The 16,848-nt window shown below is 70.4% G+C and carries 15 protein-coding genes; all 15 read right to left on the bottom strand.

Features of this window, described 5'->3' with window-relative positions; translation table 11 throughout:
- Positions 1-3 precede the first annotated feature (3 nt).
- Positions 4-681, bottom strand: coding sequence for a maleylpyruvate isomerase family mycothiol-dependent enzyme (locus ABTZ54_RS03695; RefSeq protein ID WP_351656820.1), 678 nt, complete (start codon positions 679-681; stop codon positions 4-6).
- Complete coding sequence (gene ahcY / locus ABTZ54_RS03690) at positions 681-2,084, bottom strand: adenosylhomocysteinase (RefSeq protein ID WP_351656819.1); 1,404 nt, start codon at positions 2,082-2,084, stop codon at positions 681-683. The genes ABTZ54_RS03695 and ahcY overlap by 1 nt, the downstream gene beginning before the upstream one ends.
- The gene (gene metF, locus ABTZ54_RS03685; RefSeq protein WP_351656817.1) at positions 2,077-2,937 is read right to left on the bottom strand and encodes a methylenetetrahydrofolate reductase [NAD(P)H]; all 861 of its coding nucleotides are present in this window, start codon (positions 2,935-2,937) and stop codon (positions 2,077-2,079) included. Before metF ends, ahcY begins: the two co-directional genes overlap by 8 nt.
- Complete coding sequence (gene metH / locus ABTZ54_RS03680; protein ID WP_351656815.1) at positions 2,934-6,401, bottom strand: methionine synthase; 3,468 nt, start codon at positions 6,399-6,401, stop codon at positions 2,934-2,936. Before metH ends, metF begins: the two co-directional genes overlap by 4 nt.
- 10 nt (positions 6,402-6,411) lie before the next feature.
- Positions 6,412-7,395: a carbohydrate kinase family protein gene (locus tag ABTZ54_RS03675; protein WP_351656813.1), complete on the bottom strand. Its 984-nt coding sequence runs from the start codon at positions 7,393-7,395 to the stop codon at positions 6,412-6,414.
- An 11-nt stretch (positions 7,396-7,406) separates the two neighbouring features.
- A complete protein-coding gene (gene metK, locus ABTZ54_RS03670; RefSeq protein ID WP_351656811.1) occupies positions 7,407-8,615 on the bottom strand; it encodes a methionine adenosyltransferase in 1,209 nt (402 codons plus the stop codon).
- A complete protein-coding gene (locus ABTZ54_RS03665) occupies positions 8,612-8,863 on the bottom strand; it encodes a phosphopantetheine-binding protein (RefSeq protein WP_351656809.1) in 252 nt (83 codons plus the stop codon). The genes metK and ABTZ54_RS03665 overlap by 4 nt, the downstream gene beginning before the upstream one ends.
- A 13-nt stretch (positions 8,864-8,876) precedes the next feature.
- Positions 8,877-9,326, bottom strand: a complete 450-nt coding sequence (gene acpS, locus ABTZ54_RS03660) for a holo-ACP synthase (protein ID WP_351656807.1) — start codon at positions 9,324-9,326, stop codon at positions 8,877-8,879.
- 1 nt (position 9,327) lies between these two features.
- A complete protein-coding gene (locus ABTZ54_RS03655; RefSeq protein WP_351656805.1) occupies positions 9,328-10,215 on the bottom strand; it encodes a class-II aminoacyl-tRNA synthetase family protein in 888 nt (295 codons plus the stop codon).
- 86 nt (positions 10,216-10,301) lie between these two features.
- The gene (locus ABTZ54_RS03650) at positions 10,302-11,195 is read right to left on the bottom strand and encodes a diiron oxygenase (protein WP_351656803.1); all 894 of its coding nucleotides are present in this window, start codon (positions 11,193-11,195) and stop codon (positions 10,302-10,304) included.
- Between the two features lie 115 nt (positions 11,196-11,310).
- Positions 11,311-12,354 (bottom strand): methyltransferase domain-containing protein, encoded by a 1,044-nt coding sequence (locus ABTZ54_RS03645; protein WP_351656801.1) that lies wholly within the window; start codon positions 12,352-12,354, stop codon positions 11,311-11,313.
- Complete coding sequence (locus ABTZ54_RS03640; RefSeq protein WP_351656799.1) at positions 12,351-13,193, bottom strand: class I SAM-dependent methyltransferase; 843 nt, start codon at positions 13,191-13,193, stop codon at positions 12,351-12,353. The genes ABTZ54_RS03645 and ABTZ54_RS03640 overlap by 4 nt, the downstream gene beginning before the upstream one ends.
- A gap of 84 nt (positions 13,194-13,277) precedes the next feature.
- Positions 13,278-13,841, bottom strand: coding sequence for a MaoC/PaaZ C-terminal domain-containing protein (locus tag ABTZ54_RS03635; protein WP_351657720.1), 564 nt, complete (start codon positions 13,839-13,841; stop codon positions 13,278-13,280).
- A 90-nt stretch (positions 13,842-13,931) separates the two neighbouring features.
- Entirely contained in the window at positions 13,932-15,155 is a 1,224-nt protein-coding gene (locus tag ABTZ54_RS03630; RefSeq protein WP_351656797.1) for a trans-sulfuration enzyme family protein, read from the bottom strand.
- Positions 15,156-15,248: 93 nt separating this feature from the next.
- Positions 15,249-16,688 (bottom strand): MFS transporter, encoded by a 1,440-nt coding sequence (locus ABTZ54_RS03625; RefSeq protein ID WP_351656795.1) that lies wholly within the window; start codon positions 16,686-16,688, stop codon positions 15,249-15,251.
- Positions 16,689-16,848 lie beyond the last annotated feature (160 nt).

Here is a 16,848-nt window from a genome sequence, read left to right as displayed (position 1 = left end):
CCCTCAGCGGTAGATGAGTAGTTCCTGCTCCGTCGCGCCCGTCAGTTCGTAGCGGGTCCGTACCAGCGGGCGTCCCGAGTAGATGCGGATCAGGGTCGCCGCGTCCCCGTGGAAGCGGGCGGGCGGGCGGCCCTCGATCTCGTTGCCGAGGGCCACCTCGCCGCCGCCCCGGTCCGCCAGGACCCCGACCAGGCGGGGTGTCTCCCGCTTGCGGCTGGTGACGGAGAGCAGCGGCAGGGCCAGGTCGAGGGCGTCCCCGCAGTAGGCGCCGGGCTCCCCGAAGGCCTCCCGTACGTCCCCGGCGTGGACCCACTCGCCGAGCGCCACGGCGTCGAGCCGGCCGTCCTCCCGCTCGGCGATGACCGGACCGGCCTCGGTGAGGCCCCGCTCCAGCTCGTCGAGGACCCGGTCGAGCGGCCAGTCCTCCCGCTCGGCCACGTCGCAGGCGTTGGCATCGGGCAGGAACACGCCCTCCTCCAGGCGCCCTTCGACGATCCTGACCAGTGCCGCCCCGCAGTGCGCGAGCACCTGCCGGGCGGTCCAGCCCGGGCAGGCCGTGCGGAGCTCGAACGCCTCGGGGGCCGTCCGGCGCAGCAGCGGCATCAGCAGGTCCCGCTCCGTCTTCAGGAGGTGGTCCGGGAGCCAGGGGTCACGTCTGTCCTGATCGGCGTCGGTACACATCAGTAGCGGTAGTGGTCGGGCTTGTACGGGCCCTCGACCGGCACCCCGATGTACGAGGCCTGCTCCGGGCGGAGGGTGGTGAGCCGGACGCCGAGGGCGTCCAGGTGAAGGCGCGCGACCTTCTCGTCCAGGTGCTTCGGCAGCGTGTACACGCCGGTGGGGTATTCGGCGGTCTTCGTGAAGAGCTCGATCTGGGCCAGGGTCTGGTCCGCGAAGGAGTTCGACATCACGAAGGACGGGTGGCCGGTCGCGTTGCCCAGGTTGAGCAGGCGGCCCTCGGACAGGACGATGACGACCTTGCCGTCGGGGAAGGTCCAGGTGTGGACCTGCGGCTTGACCTCGTCCTTGACGATGCCGGGGATCTGCGCGAGGCCGGCCATGTCGATCTCGTTGTCGAAGTGGCCGATGTTGCCGACGATCGCCTGGTGCTTCATGCGGGCGATGTCGGACGCCATGATGATGTCCTTGTTGCCCGTGGTGGTGATGAAGATGTCGGCGGTCTCGACGACGTCCTCCAGGGTGGCGACCTGGTAGCCGTCCATAGCCGCCTGGAGGGCGCAGATCGGGTCGATCTCGGTGATGATCACCCGGGCGCCCTGGCCGCGCAGCGACTCCGCCGAGCCCTTGCCGACGTCGCCGTAGCCGAAGACGACGGCGGTCTTGCCGCCGATGAGGACGTCGGTGGCGCGGTTGATGCCGTCGATCAGGGAGTGCCGGCAGCCGTACTTGTTGTCGAACTTCGACTTCGTCACGGCGTCGTTCACGTTGATCGCGGGGAAGAGCAGCTCGCCCTCGCGGTGCATCTCGTAGAGGCGGTGGACACCGGTGGTGGTCTCCTCCGTGACGCCGCGGATCTCGGCGGCGATCGTCCCCCAGTCGAGCGAGCTGTTCTCCAGCAGGCTCCGGACGACGGCCAGCTCCTCATTGGAGGCCTCCGGCAGCGCGCCGGTCTTGCGGTACTCCACACCCTTGTGGACGAGGAGCGTCGCGTCGCCGCCGTCGTCCAGGATCATGTTCGGGCCGTCGGCGCCCGGCCAGGTCAGCGCCTGCTCGGTGCACCACCAGTACTCCTCCAGGGTCTCGCCCTTCCAGGCGAAGACCGGGATGCCGGCGGCGGCGATGGCGGCGGCCGCGTGGTCCTGGGTGGAGTAGATGTTGCAGGACACCCAGCGGACCTCGGCGCCCAGCGCGACCAGCGTCTCGATGAGGACGGCGGTCTGCACGGTCATGTGCAGCGAGCCGGTGATCCGGGCCCCGGCCAGCGGCTGCCGCTCGGCGTACTCCCGGCGGATCGACATCAGGCCCGGCATCTCGTGCTCGGCGAGGGTGATCTCCTTGCGGCCGAACTCAGCGAGGCCGATGTCGGCGACCTTGAAGTCTGTGAAGGCCGTGGTCTCAGACATGTACAACGCTCCTAGCGCTACTGATCGTTCGGTGGATTTCGAGAGCCGCCGTGGACTTGTTGAGCGTGATGTAGTGCAGGCCCGGAGCGCCCTCGTCGAGCAGCCGCAGACCCATGGCGGTGGCGTACTCGACGCCGGTCCGGTAGGCGGCGGCCGGGTCGTCCTTGGCCGCCTCCAGGCGGTGCGCCAGGTCCTCGGGGAAGGCCGCGTCCGACAGCTCGGCGAAGCGGCGGATCTGCCGTACGTCGGTGGCGGGCATGATCTCCGGGATGATCGGGGTGTCGCAGCCGGCCGCCGCGACCCGGTCGCGCAGCCGCAGGTAGTCCTCGGGGTCGAAGAACATCTGGGTGATCGCGTAGTCGGCGCCCGCCCGGCACTTGGCGACGAAGTGCGCCAGGTCGCTGTCCGGGCCGTCGGAGCGCGGGTGACCCTCGGGGAAGGCCGCCACTCCGATCCGGAAGTCCCCCAACGACCGTACGAGCTCGACGAGTTCGTACGCGTACGTGAAGCCGTCCGGGTGCGGTGTCCAGGTGGCGCGCGGATCGCCCGGCGGGTCGCCACGCAGCACCAGCACGTCCCGCACGCCGGCGTCCGCGTAGGCGCCGATGATGGCGCGCAGCTCGGCGACCGAGTGGCCGACGGCCGTCAGATGGGCGACCGGGCGCAGGGTGGTCTCGGTGACGATCCGCTTGGTGACCTCGATGGTGCGGTCGCGGGACGAGCCGCCCGCGCCGTACGTCACGGAGACGAAGTCCGGCGCGAGGGCCTCCACGCGCCGGATCGCGTCCCACAGCGTCTGCTCGCCCTTGTCGGTCTTCGGGGGGAAGAACTCGAAGGAGAAGGTCGGGTTCACAGGCGTCTGCCTCCCGCGTTGAAGTAGCTGGCCTCCGGGTGGTGCACGACGAAGGCGTCCGTCGACTGCTCGGGATGCAGCTGGTACTCCTCGGAGAGCTCGACCCCGATCCGCTCGGGCCGCAGCAGCTCGGCGATCTTGGCCCGGTCCTCCAGGTCGGGGCAGGCCGGGTAGCCGAGGGAGTAGCGGCAGCCCTGGTACTCGGTCCGCAGCATCCCCTCGATGCCGTCCGGGTCGGCGCCCCCGATGCCCCACTCGGCGCGCACCCGGCCGTGCCAGCACTCGGCCAGCGCCTCGGCCAACTGGACGGACAGGCCGTGCAGTTCGAGGTAGTCGCGGTAGGCGTCGGCGGCGAACAGCTTCGCCGTCTCCTCCCCGATCCGCGAGCCGACGGTGACGATCTGGAGGGCGAGGACGTCGACCTCGCCGGAGTCCTCCGCGCGGAAGAAGTCGGCCAGGCAGAGGCGGCGGCCCCGCTGTTGGCGGGGGAAGGAGAAGCGGGTCCGCTCGCCTCCGTCCTCGTCCAGGACGATCAGGTCGTCGCCCTTGGACACACAGGGGAAGTAGCCGTACACGACGGCCGCTTCGAGGAGGTGGTCCGTCTGGAGCCGGTCCAGCCAGCCGCGCAGCCGCGGCCGGCCCTCCGACTCGATCGTGGCCGCGTCCTTGAGCCCCCACTGGCCCTTGAAGAGGGCGCTCTCGTCGAGCCAGGAGGCGTATTCGGCGAGCTGGATGCCCTTGACGACCTTCGTCCCGAGGAACGGCGGCTCCGGTACGGGGTTGTCGGCGGCCACGTCGGACCGCCCGACCGGCTCGGGCTCGCGCACCTCCAGGACGGGGGTCTCCCGCTTGGGCACCCGGCGCTGCTTGAGCTCCGGCAGGGTGGCGCCCGGCACGCCCCGCTTGACCGCCATCAGGGCGTCCATCAGACGCAGGCCCTCGAAGGCGTCGCGGGCGTAGCGGACCTCGCCCTGATAGATCTCGTGCAGGTCCTGCTCGACGTACGCCCTGGTCAGGGCGGCGCCGCCGAGGATCACGGGGAAGCGTTCGGCGAGCCCGCGGCCGTTCAGCTCCTCCAGGTTCTCCTTCATGATCACGGTGGACTTCACGAGGAGACCCGACATCCCGATGACGTCGGCCCGGCTCTCTTCGGCGGCCTCCAGGATCGCGGAGACCGGCTGCTTGATGCCGATGTTGACGACGTTGTAGCCGTTGTTGGAGAGGATGATGTCGACGAGGTTCTTGCCGATGTCGTGGACGTCGCCGCGGACGGTGGCGAGCACGATCGTGCCCTTGCCGTCGGCGTCCGACTTCTCCATGTGGGGTTCGAGATAGGCCACCGCGATCTTCATGACCTCGGCGGACTGGAGCACGAACGGCAGCTGCATCTGGCCCGAGCCGAACAGCTCGCCGACCGTCTTCATACCGTCCAGGAGCACGTCGTTGACGATCTCCAGGGCCGGGCGCTCCGCGAGCGCCGCGTCCAGGTCGGCCTCCAGGCCCTTCTTCTCGCCGTCGATGATCCGGCGCTTCAGGCGCTCCTCCAGCGGCAGCGCCAGCAGCTCCTCGACCTTGCCGGCCTTGAGGGACTGCGCCGTGGCGCCCTCGAAGAGCTCCAGGAACCGCTGGAGCGGGTCGTAGCCCTCCCGCCGCCGGTCGTAGATCAGGTCGAGCGCGACCTCGACCTGCTCCGGCTCCAGGCGGGCGATCGGCAGGATCTTGGAGGCGTGCACGATCGCCGAGTCCAGGCCCGCCTTGACGCACTCGTCGAGGAAGACCGAGTTCAGGACCAGGCGCGCGGCCGGGTTCAGGCCGAAGGAGATGTTGGACAGGCCCAGGGTCGTCTGGACGTCCGGGTGGCGCCGCTTCAGCTCGCGGATCGCCTCGATGGTGGCGATGCCGTCCTTGCGGGACTCCTCCTGGCCGGTGCAGATGGTGAAGGTGAGGGTGTCGATCAGGATGTCCGACTCCCTGATCCCCCAGTTCTCCGTGAGGTCCGCGATCAGGCGCTGCGCGATGGCGACCTTCGTCTCGACGGTGCGGGCCTGGCCCTCCTCGTCGATGGTCAGCGCCATCAGCGCCGCGCCGTGCTCCCGAGCCAAGGTCGTGACCTGCGCGAACCGCGACTCGGGCCCGTCACCGTCCTCGTAGTTGACCGAGTTGAGCACCGCCCGGCCGCCCAGCTTCTCCAGGCCCGCCCGCAGGACGGCGACCTCGGTGGAGTCCAGGACGATCGGCAGCGTGGAGGCGGTCGCGAAGCGGCCGGCCAGCTCCGCCATGTCGGCGGCGCCGTCCCGGCCCACGTAGTCCACGCACAGGTCGAGCATGTGCGCGCCCTCGCGGATCTGGTCCCTGGCCATCTCGACGCAGTCGTCCCAGCGGCCCTCCAGCATGGCCTCGCGGAACTTCTTCGACCCGTTGGCGTTGGTCCGCTCGCCGATCGCCAGGTACGAGGTGTCCTGGCGGAACGGCACATGGCTGTAGAGCGAGGAGGCGCCCGGCTCGACCACCGGGGTGCGCGGCTTCACGGCCGCGCCCCGCACCCGCTCGACGATCTCGCGCAGGTGCTCGGGGGTGGTGCCGCAGCAGCCGCCGACCAGGGCGGGGCCGTAGTCCCGTACGAACGCCTCCTGGGCGTCGGCGAGTTCGGACGGCGTCAGGGGGTAGTGGGCGCCGTCGGAGGTGAGCACCGGCAGGCCCGCGTTGGGCATGACGGAGATCGGGATACGGGCGTGCCGGGACAGGTGGCGCAGGTGCTCGGCCATCTCGGCGGGGCCGGTGGCGCAGTTGAGGCCGATCATGTCGATGCCGAGCGGCTCCAGGGCGGTCAGCGCCGCGCCGATCTCGGAGCCGAGCAGCATGGTGCCCGTCGTCTCGACGGTCACCTGCACGATCAGCGGCAGGTCGACCCCGCACCAGTCCAGGGCCTGGCGGGCGCCGATGACGGCCGCCTTCGTCTGGAGCAGGTCCTGCGAGGTCTCGATGAGCAGGGCGTCGGCGCCGCCGCGGATCAGGCCCTCGGCGTTCTGCCGGAACGCGTCGCGCAGCGGCTCGTACGTGATGTGCCCGAGGGTCGGCAGCTTGGTGCCGGGGCCCATGGAGCCGAGCACCCAGCGGGGGCGCCCGTCGGCGGCCGTGTGGGCGTCGGCGGTGTTGCGGGCGATCCGGGCGCCGGCCTCGGACAGCTCGTACACCCGGTCCTCGATGCCGTACTCGGCGAGCGCCGCCAGGTTGGCACCGAAGGTGTTGGTCTCCACGCAGTCCACGCCGACCGAGAAGTAGGCGTCGTGCACGGAGGCCACGATGTCGGGGCGGGTGACGTTGAGGATCTCGTTGCAGCCTTCGAGCTGCTGGAAGTCGTCCATCGTGGGGTCGGCGGCCTGGAGCATGGTGCCCATCGCCCCGTCGGCCACCACGACCCGCGTGGCGAACTCCTCCCTCAGGGAACGCCTTCCGGTACTCACGTCAGCCCCCTCATGACAGTGCCCTCAAGTGGGTGAGGAGCGAAGCCGTGCAGCCCACTCCGTACGTCGTCCTGATCCGGTCGAGCAGCGGATCCCGGTGCAGCCGGTACTCCTGCGTCCCCACGTAGTCGAGGACGGTGGCGGCGACCGCGCAGCCCAGCTGGGCCGCGCACTTCTCGGGCACGCCCCACAGCGTTCCGGCGAGGAAGCCGGCCCGGAAGGCGTCGCCGACGCCCGTCGGGTCGACCACGCCCGCCACCGGCACCGCCGGCACGGCCAGCGGGGCACGGCCCTCGCCGCGGATGCGGATCCCGGCCTCGCCGTGGGTGGTGATCCAGGTGCCGACGCGGCGCAGCACGTCCGCCTCGGCCCAGCCGGTCTTCTCGTGCAGCAGGGCGGTCTCGTACTCGTTGGTGAACAGGAACCTCGCCCCGTCCACCAGTTCCTTCACCTGGCCGCCGTCGAGCCGCGCCAGCTGCTGCGACGGATCGGCGGCGAAGGGGACGCCAAGCTGGCGGCAGGTGCGGGAGTGCCGCAGCATGGCCTCGGGGTCGTCCGGGGAGACCAGGACGAGCTCCAGGCGCCCGGTCCGGGCGACGACCTCCCGCAGGTCGATCTCGCGGGCCTCGGACATCGCTCCGGCGTAGAAGGTGGCGATCTGGTTCTGCGCCCGGTCGGTGGTACAGACGAACCTGGCGGTGTGGAGCGACTCGCTGACGCGCACCGAGTCGGTGTCCACACCATGGTCCTTGAGCCAGATCCGGTACGGCTCGAAGTCGGCCCCGACCGCGCCCACGAGCACGGGGCGCAGGCCGAGCACGCCGAGTCCGAACGCGATGTTCGCTGCCACTCCGCCGCGCCTGACCTCCAGGTTGTCGGCGAGGAACGACAGGGAGACCCGGTCGAGCCGGTCGGCGAGCAGCTGCTCGCTGAACCAGCCGGGGAAGGTCATCAGATGGTCGGTCGCGATGGATCCGGTGACAGCGATACGCATTCCAGCTCCCCTCAGATCCCCGCGGCCCGCTTCAGCGCGTCCACCCGGTCGGTGCGCTCCCAGGTGAACTCCGGCAGCTCCCGGCCGAAGTGCCCGTACGCGGCGGTCGCCGCGTAGATGGGCCGCTTCAGGTCCAGGTCTCGGATGATCGCGGCCGGCCGCAGGTCGAAGACCTCGGACACGGCTTCCTGGATGCGCTCGTCCGGCAGGGTCCCGGTGCCGAAGGTCTCGACGAAGAGACCGACCGGCTCGGCCTTGCCGATCGCGTACGCGACCTGCACCTCGGCGCGGCGGGCGAGCCCGGCGGCGACGATGTTCTTCGCCACCCAGCGCATCGCGTAGGCGGCCGAGCGGTCCACCTTCGACGGGTCCTTGCCGGAGAAGGCACCGCCGCCGTGCCGGGCCATGCCGCCGTACGTGTCGATGATGATCTTCCGGCCGGTGAGCCCGGCGTCGCCCATCGGGCCGCCGACCTCGAACTTGCCGGTCGGGTTGACCAGGAGCCGGTAGCCGTCGGACTCCAGGGTCACGCCCTCCTCGACGAGCTCCTTGAGGACGTGCTCGACGACGTACTCGCGCACGTCCGGGGTGAGCAGGCCCTCGACGGAGATGTCGGCGGCGTGCTGCGAGGAGACGACCACCGTGTCGAGGCGGACCGGCTTGTCGCCGTCGTACTCGATGGTGACCTGGGTCTTGCCGTCGGGCCGCAGGTACGGCACGGTGCCGTTCTTGCGGACCTCGGACAGCCGGCGCGACAGGCGGTGGGCCAGCGCGATCGGCAGCGGCATCAGCTCGGCGGTGTCGTCGCAGGCGTAGCCGAACATCAGGCCCTGGTCGCCGGCGCCCTGCCCGGCGAGCTCGTCCTCGGCGCCTTCGACACGCGCCTCGTGAGCGGTGTCGACGCCCTGCGCGATGTCCGGCGACTGGGCGCCGATGGACACCGACACGCCGCAGGAGGCGCCGTCGAAGCCCTTCGCGGAGGAGTCGTAGCCGATGTCGAGGACGGCGTCGCGGACCAGCTGCGCGATCGGCGCGTACGCCTGGGTGGTGACCTCGCCGGCGATGTGGACCTGACCGGTGGTGATCAGGGTCTCGACGGCGACGCGGGAGGACGGGTCCTGGGCCAGGAGCGCGTCGAGGATCGTGTCGCTGATCCGGTCGGCGATCTTGTCGGGGTGGCCCTCGGTGACGGACTCCGAGGTGAACAGGCGGCGGCTCATGCCTGGACCTCCGCCGGGGTCTTGAAGAAGTGCTGCTCGATGGCGGCGAGGGTCCGGATGGAGTCGACCTCAAGGGTCTCCATCTGGATCGCGGTGCCGCTCTCCTGCTCCAGCAGGAAGACGAACTCGACGAAGGACAGCGAGTCGATGAGCCGGTTCTCGATCAGGTCGAGGTCGGGCGCGATGTCGTCGCGCTCGGGGTGACGCTCAAGGATCCAGCTCTTCACCGTCTGCAGGCCGTCGGCCATGATTGCTCTCCTTTTAGCTACTGCTGCTGATTACGGAAGGGGTGGGGGCGATGATCGGCGCGGCGACCGCGACCGCGTAGTCCACGTCGTGGCTGATGGACACGGTGATCTCGGAGATGCCGGACTCGGCGGCCATGTCGGCCGCGGGCCCGTACAGCTCCACCAGCGGCCAGCCGCCCTCGGAGCGGCGGACGACGATGTCCGGCCACGGCAGGAACCTGCCGCGGACCCGTAACGTCTTGAACGCCGCTTCCTTGGCCGCGATCCGCCCGCACAGGCTCAGCACGTCGAGCCCGCCGGAGGTGCGGCAGTCGTCGAGTTCACCGGGGGTGAGCATCCGCTCGAAGAACTTCTCCCCGTACTGCGCGAGAAGCCTGCGGACACGGTTGACGGACACGATGTCCATGCCGAGGTTCGCCCAGCCCAGGCCGCCCGCCGGCGGTGCCACGGGACGGGCCGACACGTCAGATCACCGGCCCGGCCGCGAGACTCGCATCGGCCCGGAGACGGGCGTTCGCGTCGAGCACCGCCTGCGTGGCGGACTCCCAGTCGCCGTGGCGCCGGGTCAGTGCCGAGAGCCAGCGTTCGAGCCCGAAGGCCACGCAGCTGGTGAAGGCGGGTCCGCCGGTCGACTCCAGCGTGATGTCGCAGCGGTCGCCGAAGAAGTTCCGGTGCGTGTTGACCGAGGCGATGGCCAGGTCCTCGTACAGGAACTCGTACTTCACCGGCGTGAGCCGCTGGAGCACGGCCTTCGAGCTCCCCTTGTCGAAGAAGGGGTCGCAGGCGGCCTCCTTGCGCAGCGGCAGGTCGAGCGCCGCGGCGAAGGCGTGGATACGGGCGGTGAAGCCGGCCAGGTGGTGCTCGGCGTGATCCTGCGCGCCGATGGCCACGATCTCCCTCATGCGGAAGCCGAGCTGGCGCCGCATGCCCTCGTAATGCGTCTCCTTGCGGAAGCACCAGGAGCAGATCGTGACGAGGGTGTCGTCGGCGACCCGATGGCCCTGGTGCGTCAGGTAGACGGCGTAGCAGGACGCCGAGGGCAGTCCGAGCGCGGCCTCTTCGAGGGCGGCGGTCGGAAAGCGGCCGGTGTCGGCGGAGAAGGGGGTGGTCGCGCGTCGCTCCAGGTCGAGCGAGGTGGCGACGACGGCCTGGTGGGGGAAGTTGTCGTAGTAGTCGAGCCGGGCCAGGTCGGCGGCCGGCAGCAGCGGGGGCATGGTCATCGGGCGGGCGCCCGCGGCCACTCCCCAGCCTTCGAAGGTGTCGTCGAGGAGCCGCAGCAGGCGGGTCCCCTCGGGGCCCATGGTGGGCAGGCCCCTGGTCTCCCCGACGGTCTCGGGGCTCGTCAAGGTCATGGTCTCGTCACCTCTCGGGTGGGAGGCCTCCGGGAGGGGCCGGGCTCCGGGGAGCGCCGGCGTCCGGGGAGGTCTCCTGGGCGGGTTCAGACGACGGGCAGCGTGTCGTCGGTGAAGATCCCGGTCTTCAGGAAGAAGGACAGCGGCTTGCGGACCGACTTGCGCTCGTGCGCGCGGCGGCTCTCGTCGGCGACGAGGGAGTTGCGCAGCGCGAGCGGGTCGGGGATGCCGGCGTCCCGGTACACGTGGGGGTTGTAGAGCGAGTTGATGCTGTAGACGACGTACCGCTTGAGGTACGCCTCCACCTCCCGGACGCGCTCCGCGCTCACGGCCTGGCACATGCGCTGGAAGAGCAGCGAGACCAGCTCGCGGCCGAAGGCGATGTGCCGGGACTCGTCCTGGTGGTGGATGCGGTTGACCTCACGGATGGTGTGGCACAGGGAGGCGTCCTTGGCCATCCGGGAGTTGTAGTGGTCGACCAGCTCCTCGAAGAACAGGATGCGGGTGAAGACCAGGAAGTTCTCGACCTCGGGCTCCCAGGCGGCGTCGGCGCGCATGCCGGTGGAGCCGTAGATCTTGTTGCCGTAGCGGCGGCAGAACTCGGAGAAGAACCACATGTGTTCGTTCTCCTCACCGATGAAGTGGTGGAAGAAGTCCGAGGGGACCTCGAAGCCCGGCATGTGGATCCGGCCGACGACCTCGATGAGGAGCTCGCGGATGCCGTGCACGTTGAGGCTGTAGAAGTTGATGGACTCCCACTTCGACAGGCGCTGAAGCGTTTCCTCACCGAGGGTGTCGAAGTGCTCGGTGCCGTAGACGGTGAGCAGCTCCGGCGTCATCCAGTACCGGTTCTCCTCCAGCGTCTCGGGCCACTGGAAGGTCTGGTACGGGTTGTAGTAGTCCTCGACGGAGCGCTCGCTGAGACGCTCCAGGACCTCCATGAACCGGTCGGTGACGGGCAGCGGGGCGGTGACGCCCATGGTGTGACTCCTCGGGACTCGTGGGGCGGTGGGGCTCGGGGCCGGACGGGACCCGGGGAGCCTCAGGGCCGGACTTCTTCGTGCCGTGCGTACGGCGACGGGTGCGGCCGGTGGATCAGGGCCGGACCTCGTAGACCGCGTTGACCGGGGTCTCGGTGGCGCGCCGCCAGCGGGTGAAGCCGGCCTCCTCGGCGATGGCCCGGAAGGCCTTCTCGCCGGAGTGGTTGCCGAGCGCGTGCGGTCCGCGCTGGGCGACGGCGACGGGCAGGCACATCACGGCGGACAGGGCCATGAACATGCGGGCCGCGGGGGTCTGGGTGTCGATGTCGGCGGGCGAGACGTTCGACTCGACGAGCATCCAGGTGCCGTCGGCGTCGAGCGACTTGAGCACGTGCGCGGCGGCGGCGACCGGGTCGCCCATGTCGTGCAGGGCGTTGAAGAAGCAGACCAGGTCGTAGCCGGTGCCGGGGTAGTCGTCGGCGGAGGCGACCTCGAAGACGACCCGGTCGGACAGGCCGGCCTCCTCGGCGAGCTGCCGGGCGATGTTGATGGCCTCTTCGGAGTAGTCGAAGCCGTGCACGGTGGCGTTCGGGAAGGCCTTGGCGATGAGCAGCGTGGTGTGGCCGACGCCGCAGCCGACGTCCACGACGGTGCCGCCGTTGCCCAGCTTCTCGGTGACCTCGTGCAGGGCGGGCAGCCAGTCCGGGACCAGCTTGTGCTCGTAGGTCGGCTGGAAGAAGGAGCCCATGCCGGTGTCGAGGGCCGCGTCGTGCTCGGCCCAGCCGACGCCGTCGCCGGTCTTGTACGCCTCGACCAGCAGGTCCTCGGTGGCGTACAGCGCCTTGAGGGCGGTGAAGAAGCCGGCGGCGTAGGTGACGGCGGTGGGGTCGGCCAGCACCTCGACGTGGTCGGCGGGCAGCGTGTACGTGAGCGAGCTCGGGTGCCGCTCGACGTACCCGGCGGAGAGCTGGGCGTGCAGCCACTCCTCGATGTACCGCTCGTTGGTCCCGGTCTTCGCGGCGAGGTCGCCGGCGGTCAGCGGGCCGTGGTCGGCCAGCGCCTTGTAGAGGCCGAGCCGCTCGCCGAGCGAGACGGTCAGGCCGCGCACCGCGGCGCCGGCGTCGGTGATGACTCTCTGGTGGAAGTCGTGGGCGCTCATGCGGCCTTCTCCTCCTCGTATCCGGGCAGGTCGCAGGTGAACAGGAAGGAGCGGGGGACGCGCGGGACGACGCGCGCCGGGACCGGGTAGGGCCAGCGGTCGAAGTCGGCGCCGGGCTCACCCGGCTGCTTGACCTCGCGCACGGCCCAGCCGCAGGCGTCGAGCAGCGCCTCGGGCTCCTCGGTGCCGAAGAGCCAGGGGTTGCCGTCCTCCTTCAGGGCGTTCATGAAGGTGCGGGCGAGCGGGTTCTCCAGGGCGGCCCTGGAGATGACGTCGCCGAGCAGCACGGAGCCGGGCGCCGCGTGCGCGGAGAGCGTCGAGATGAGGGTCCGTACGGCGTCCTCCGGCAGGAAGAACAGCAGGCCCTCGACGACCCACAGGACGGGCTCGTCGCTCTTCCATCCCGCCTCCTTCAGGGCGCCGGTCCAGTCCTGGGTGAGGTCGACCGGGATCGGCACGCGGGTGCGGCCGGCCGGCAGCGGCTCGTCCTTCAGCATCTCGGCCTTGGCCTCCAGGAGGGCCGGGCGGTCGAGCTCGTAGACGGTGACGCCGTCGGGCCAGGGCAGCCGGAAGAACCGGGTGTCCATGCCGGCGGCGAGGAAGACCACCTGGCGGATGCCGCGCTCCCGCACCGCCGCCACGATGGCGCGGTCCAGGTAGGTGGTGCGGATGGCGAGGAACGGCACGATGCCGCCCCCGTCGTAGCGCTTGAGCAGTTCGAAGCCGATCTGGTCGGCGACGGTACGCGCGTACGGATCGGCGAACAGCCGGTCCTCGCGCTCGGTCTCCAGGGCGCGCGCCGCGGCGGTCCACTGGGCGGTGCGGGATACGGCCTCCACAGGAGGTCCCCCTTCACTTGGGTTGCGGGCGGTGGTGCTGACTGGCTGTGCGGACGGCCGTGCTCAGTCGCGTACCTGTTCAGGTCAGGCGCTCATGGCCACTGCGGGGGCGCTCTCCTCGGCGCGCGCGTGCGTGCGCGGGCGCGCGCAGCAACCGATCGGGTCCTGGGCCGCGGGCATCGACGACAGATGTCCGACCTCGGTCCCGGCGGGGCGGCGCCGGAAGATGCTGTGCAGGATCATGCTGAACACGGCCGTCCCGTCTTCGGCCACCAGCGTGCAGCGCGGCTTGACGGTGCCGCTGGTGCGGTTGAACGGCGACGGGGTGACGCCCAGGATCTCCACCCGGGCCTTCAGGACGTCACCGGGGCGGACGGGCCGCAGGTAGCGGACCTCGTCGATCCCCGGCGAGCCCATACAGAAGCTGTAGGCGAGCAGGCCGTCGACGTAGCGCCGCATGAACATCGACTGGGTGTGGAAGCCGCTGGCGATCAGACCGCCGAACTGCGATTCCGCGGCGAGCTCGGGGTCCGTGTGGAAGGGCTGCGGATCGAAGCGCCTGCCGAACTCCAGCACCTCCTCCGCCGTGACGGTGACGGTGCCCAGCTCATGGATGTCGCCGGGCCGGAAGTCCTCGAAGTAGCGCATCACGCGCCCCCCCTTGACCTAGGAGTGGTCGTTCCTGTCGTTCCTTTGTTCCTTGGCACTACCCAATCTACGAATTGCTCATTTATTTTGTCAACCCAAAAGAAGGCTCAAATGACCCCATCCGCCGGGGTCTTCACCACCCTCCCGGGCGAGCGCGCGTTCGATGTCGCTCCACAGGTCCTCGACCCCCTCGATGCCGACGGACATACGCACCAGACCGGGCGCGATCCCGGCCGCCGCCAGGGCCTCCGCGTCCAGCTCCCGGTGCGAGGTCGAGGCCGGATGGGTCACCAGGGACTCCACCCCGCCGAGCGACAGCGCCAGCTTCGCCACGCGCACCCGTTCGATGAAGGCGCGCCCCGCCTCCCGGCCGCCGGCCAGCTCGAAGGAGAGCAGGCCACCGCCCCCGGACAGCACCTTGCGGGCCGTGTCGTACGAGGGGTGGCCGGCCAGCCAGGGGTAGTGCACCGCGGCCACGTCGCAGCGGGCCGCGAGGCGCTCCGCGAGGACGGCCGCGTTGGCGCAGTGCTCGCGCATCCGCAGCGGCAGCGTGGGTATCCCGCGCAGCGTCAGCCAGGCGGCGAACGGGTCGGCGCAGGCGCCCAGTTCGACCGTGCGCGGCCACACCTTCCGGCGCAGCCCGTCGTCGGCGAAGACGGCCGCGCCGCCCAGCACGTCCGAGTGGCCGGAGAGGTACTTGGTGGTGGAGTGCACCACCACGTCCGCGCCCAGCTCGATCGGGCGGCACAGCACCGGCGAGGCGAGCGAGTTGTCGACCACGCTGGTCACCCCGAGCCTGCGGGCGGCGGCGAGCAGCCCCGGCAGGTCGGCCACCTGACCGGTGGGGTTCGCGATGGTCTCCAGGACGACCAGCCGGGTGGCCGGATGCACGGCCGCCTCCTCGAACTCGGCGACCTCGTCCCCGGAGACGTACACGACCTCGATCCCGTACCGCTTGGCGAGATCCGACAGCACGGCGAAGGTCCCCCCGTACAGACACCGCTGCGCCACCACCCGGTCGCCCGGCTTGAGCAGCGCGAGCAGCACCCCGCTGATCGCCCCCATCCCGGAGGCGAAGGCGATGGCCCCGGCGCCCCCTTCGAGCCCGGCGAGAGTCTGTTCGAGGGCCCGTACGGTCGGATTGCCGCGCCGGCTGTAGACGTACTGCCCGTCGGGCCCGGCCATCGCTCCGGCGAGCTCGTCGGCGGAGTCGAAGGCGAAGGCGGAGGACTGCACGAGGGGCACGGAGAGCGGCCAACTCCCGGAGGAGAATGGCTGATTGACGACATGAACGGCCCGGGTATTCAGATCCATCTCATTCATCTCCCTCATATGGCTTCGGATACGGCGAAGGGGCCGCCCGACGTCCGCTGGTGGCGAACGTCGGGCGGCCCCTGAGGGGCTGCGTCACGCGGAGACCTTGTCGCCGCTCTGCTGCGCGGGGACGGAGGCGTCGGCCGCGAGCGCCTTGTCGCTCTTCATCACGAGGAGGGTGATCACACCGCCGACCGCGGCGATGATCGCGGCGCCGATGAAGGCGGAGGAGAAGCCGTCGGTCAGCTTCGGCAGGTTGCCGAGCTGGTCGGCGCCCTGGGACATGGCGACCGCGGTGAGGGCGGCGAGGCCCAGCGCGGAGCCGACGTTGTAGGTGGTGTTGACGATGCCGGAGGCGAGACCGGCCTGCTCCTGCGGGGCGCCGGACATCGCGGCGATCATCGCCGGGATGTAGGCCAGGGACATGCCGAGCGCGGCGACCAGCGAGGCCGGCAGGACGTCGACGAGGAAGGTGCCGGTGGGCTCGACGGCGGCCAGCCAGACCAGACCGGCGGCGAGGACGAGCAGACCGATGCCGATGAGCGGCTTGGCGCCGACCTTCGCCATCAGCTTGGCGGTGATGGCCGTCATGAAGATCATCAGGAGCACGGTCATCGGGAGCAGCGCGGCACCGGAGGCGAAGGCGCCGTAGCCGAGGACCTGCTGGAGGTAGAGGTTGAGGAAGTACCACATCGGGATCCACGCGGCGCCGAGCAGCGTCATCGCGAGGTTGGCCGAGCCGAGGCGCGGCACCCGCCAGACGCTGAGCGGCATGAGCGGCTCGCGGATGGCCTTCTGGATCACGAAGAACAGGATCAGCAGGACGACGGCGCCGGCCAGCTGGAGGATCGTGCCGGTGGAGCCCCAGCCGACCTCGGGGGCACGGACGACGGCGAAGACGGCGAGCGCGAGACCGGCGGTGACGGCGACGGCGCCGAGGACGTCGACGGAGCCGCGGCGGGACTCGACCTGCGGGAGGATCTTGGTCGCGGCGAGGGTCGCGAGACCGATCGGCACGTAGATGATGAAGCACCACTGCCAGGCGGCCCACTCGGTGAAGACACCACCGAGGAAGACACCCGCGGTACCACCGGCGGGGGCGGCGGCGCCGTAGAGCGCCATGGCCTTGCCGAGCTCCCTCGGGTCGTGCATGAAGAGCATCATGAGCAGCGTCATCGCGGAGGGCGCGATGAGCGCGCCGCCGACGCCCTGGACGGCGCGGCCGAGGATCTCGACCCAGGCGGTCTGCGCCACGGCCGCGAGGACCGATCCGGCGATCATGATGATCCAGCCGGTGACGAAGATCTTGCGGGCGCCGATGAGGTCGGAGAGCCGGCCGCCGAGCAGCAGCAGACCGCCGAAGACGATCACGTAGGCGTTGAACACCCACTGGAGCTCACCCTGGGAGAAGCCCAGGTCCTTCTGCATCTCGGGGAGCGCCACCCCGATGATCGAGGTGTCCATGATGACCATGAACTGTGCGGCGGCGAGCACGACAAGTGCCCACCAGCGCCGGGGATTGACGGTTGACATTGCCCTGACCCTTCGCTCGCGTTCCGCCCCCTGGAAAACCCCGGGAACGGTCCGAGACCGTCCGAGGCATACCCCTGGGGGGTACCTGTGCGCTGCACCGTAGCATACCCATGGGGGGTATGTAAGAGCGAGGTGAAGGCGAACGGAAACCCACTGAAGC

This window comes from Streptomyces sp. NPDC094032 (assembly GCF_040303965.1).
Lineage (GTDB): Bacteria > Actinomycetota > Actinomycetes > Streptomycetales > Streptomycetaceae > Streptomyces.
Note: the sequence above shows the minus strand (reverse complement) of the source record. Positions and strands in the feature narration are given on the sequence as shown.

Bases quoted from the DNA above. Each gene is read 5' to 3' on its own strand.
- ABTZ54_RS03645 (WP_351656801.1), bottom strand. From the start codon at position 12,354: ATGAGCGCCCACGACTTCCACCAGAGAGTCATCACCGACGCCGGCGCC.
- ABTZ54_RS03655 (WP_351656805.1), bottom strand. From the start codon at position 10,215: ATGACCTTGACGAGCCCCGAGACCGTCGGGGAGACCAGGGGCCTGCCC.
- metK (WP_351656811.1), bottom strand. From the start codon at position 8,615: ATGAGCCGCCGCCTGTTCACCTCGGAGTCCGTCACCGAGGGCCACCCC.
- ABTZ54_RS03630 (WP_351656797.1), bottom strand. From the start codon at position 15,155: ATGGATCTGAATACCCGGGCCGTTCATGTCGTCAATCAGCCATTCTCC.
- ABTZ54_RS03635 (WP_351657720.1), bottom strand. From the start codon at position 13,841: ATGCGCTACTTCGAGGACTTCCGGCCCGGCGACATCCATGAGCTGGGC.
- ABTZ54_RS03665 (WP_351656809.1), bottom strand. From the start codon at position 8,863: ATGGCCGACGGCCTGCAGACGGTGAAGAGCTGGATCCTTGAGCGTCAC.
- ABTZ54_RS03675 (WP_351656813.1), bottom strand. From the start codon at position 7,395: ATGCGTATCGCTGTCACCGGATCCATCGCGACCGACCATCTGATGACC.
- ABTZ54_RS03695 (WP_351656820.1), bottom strand. From the start codon at position 681: ATGTGTACCGACGCCGATCAGGACAGACGTGACCCCTGGCTCCCGGAC.
- ABTZ54_RS03650 (WP_351656803.1), bottom strand. From the start codon at position 11,195: ATGGGCGTCACCGCCCCGCTGCCCGTCACCGACCGGTTCATGGAGGTC.
- ahcY (WP_351656819.1), bottom strand. From the start codon at position 2,084: ATGTCTGAGACCACGGCCTTCACAGACTTCAAGGTCGCCGACATCGGC.
- ABTZ54_RS03625 (WP_351656795.1), bottom strand. From the start codon at position 16,688: ATGTCAACCGTCAATCCCCGGCGCTGGTGGGCACTTGTCGTGCTCGCC.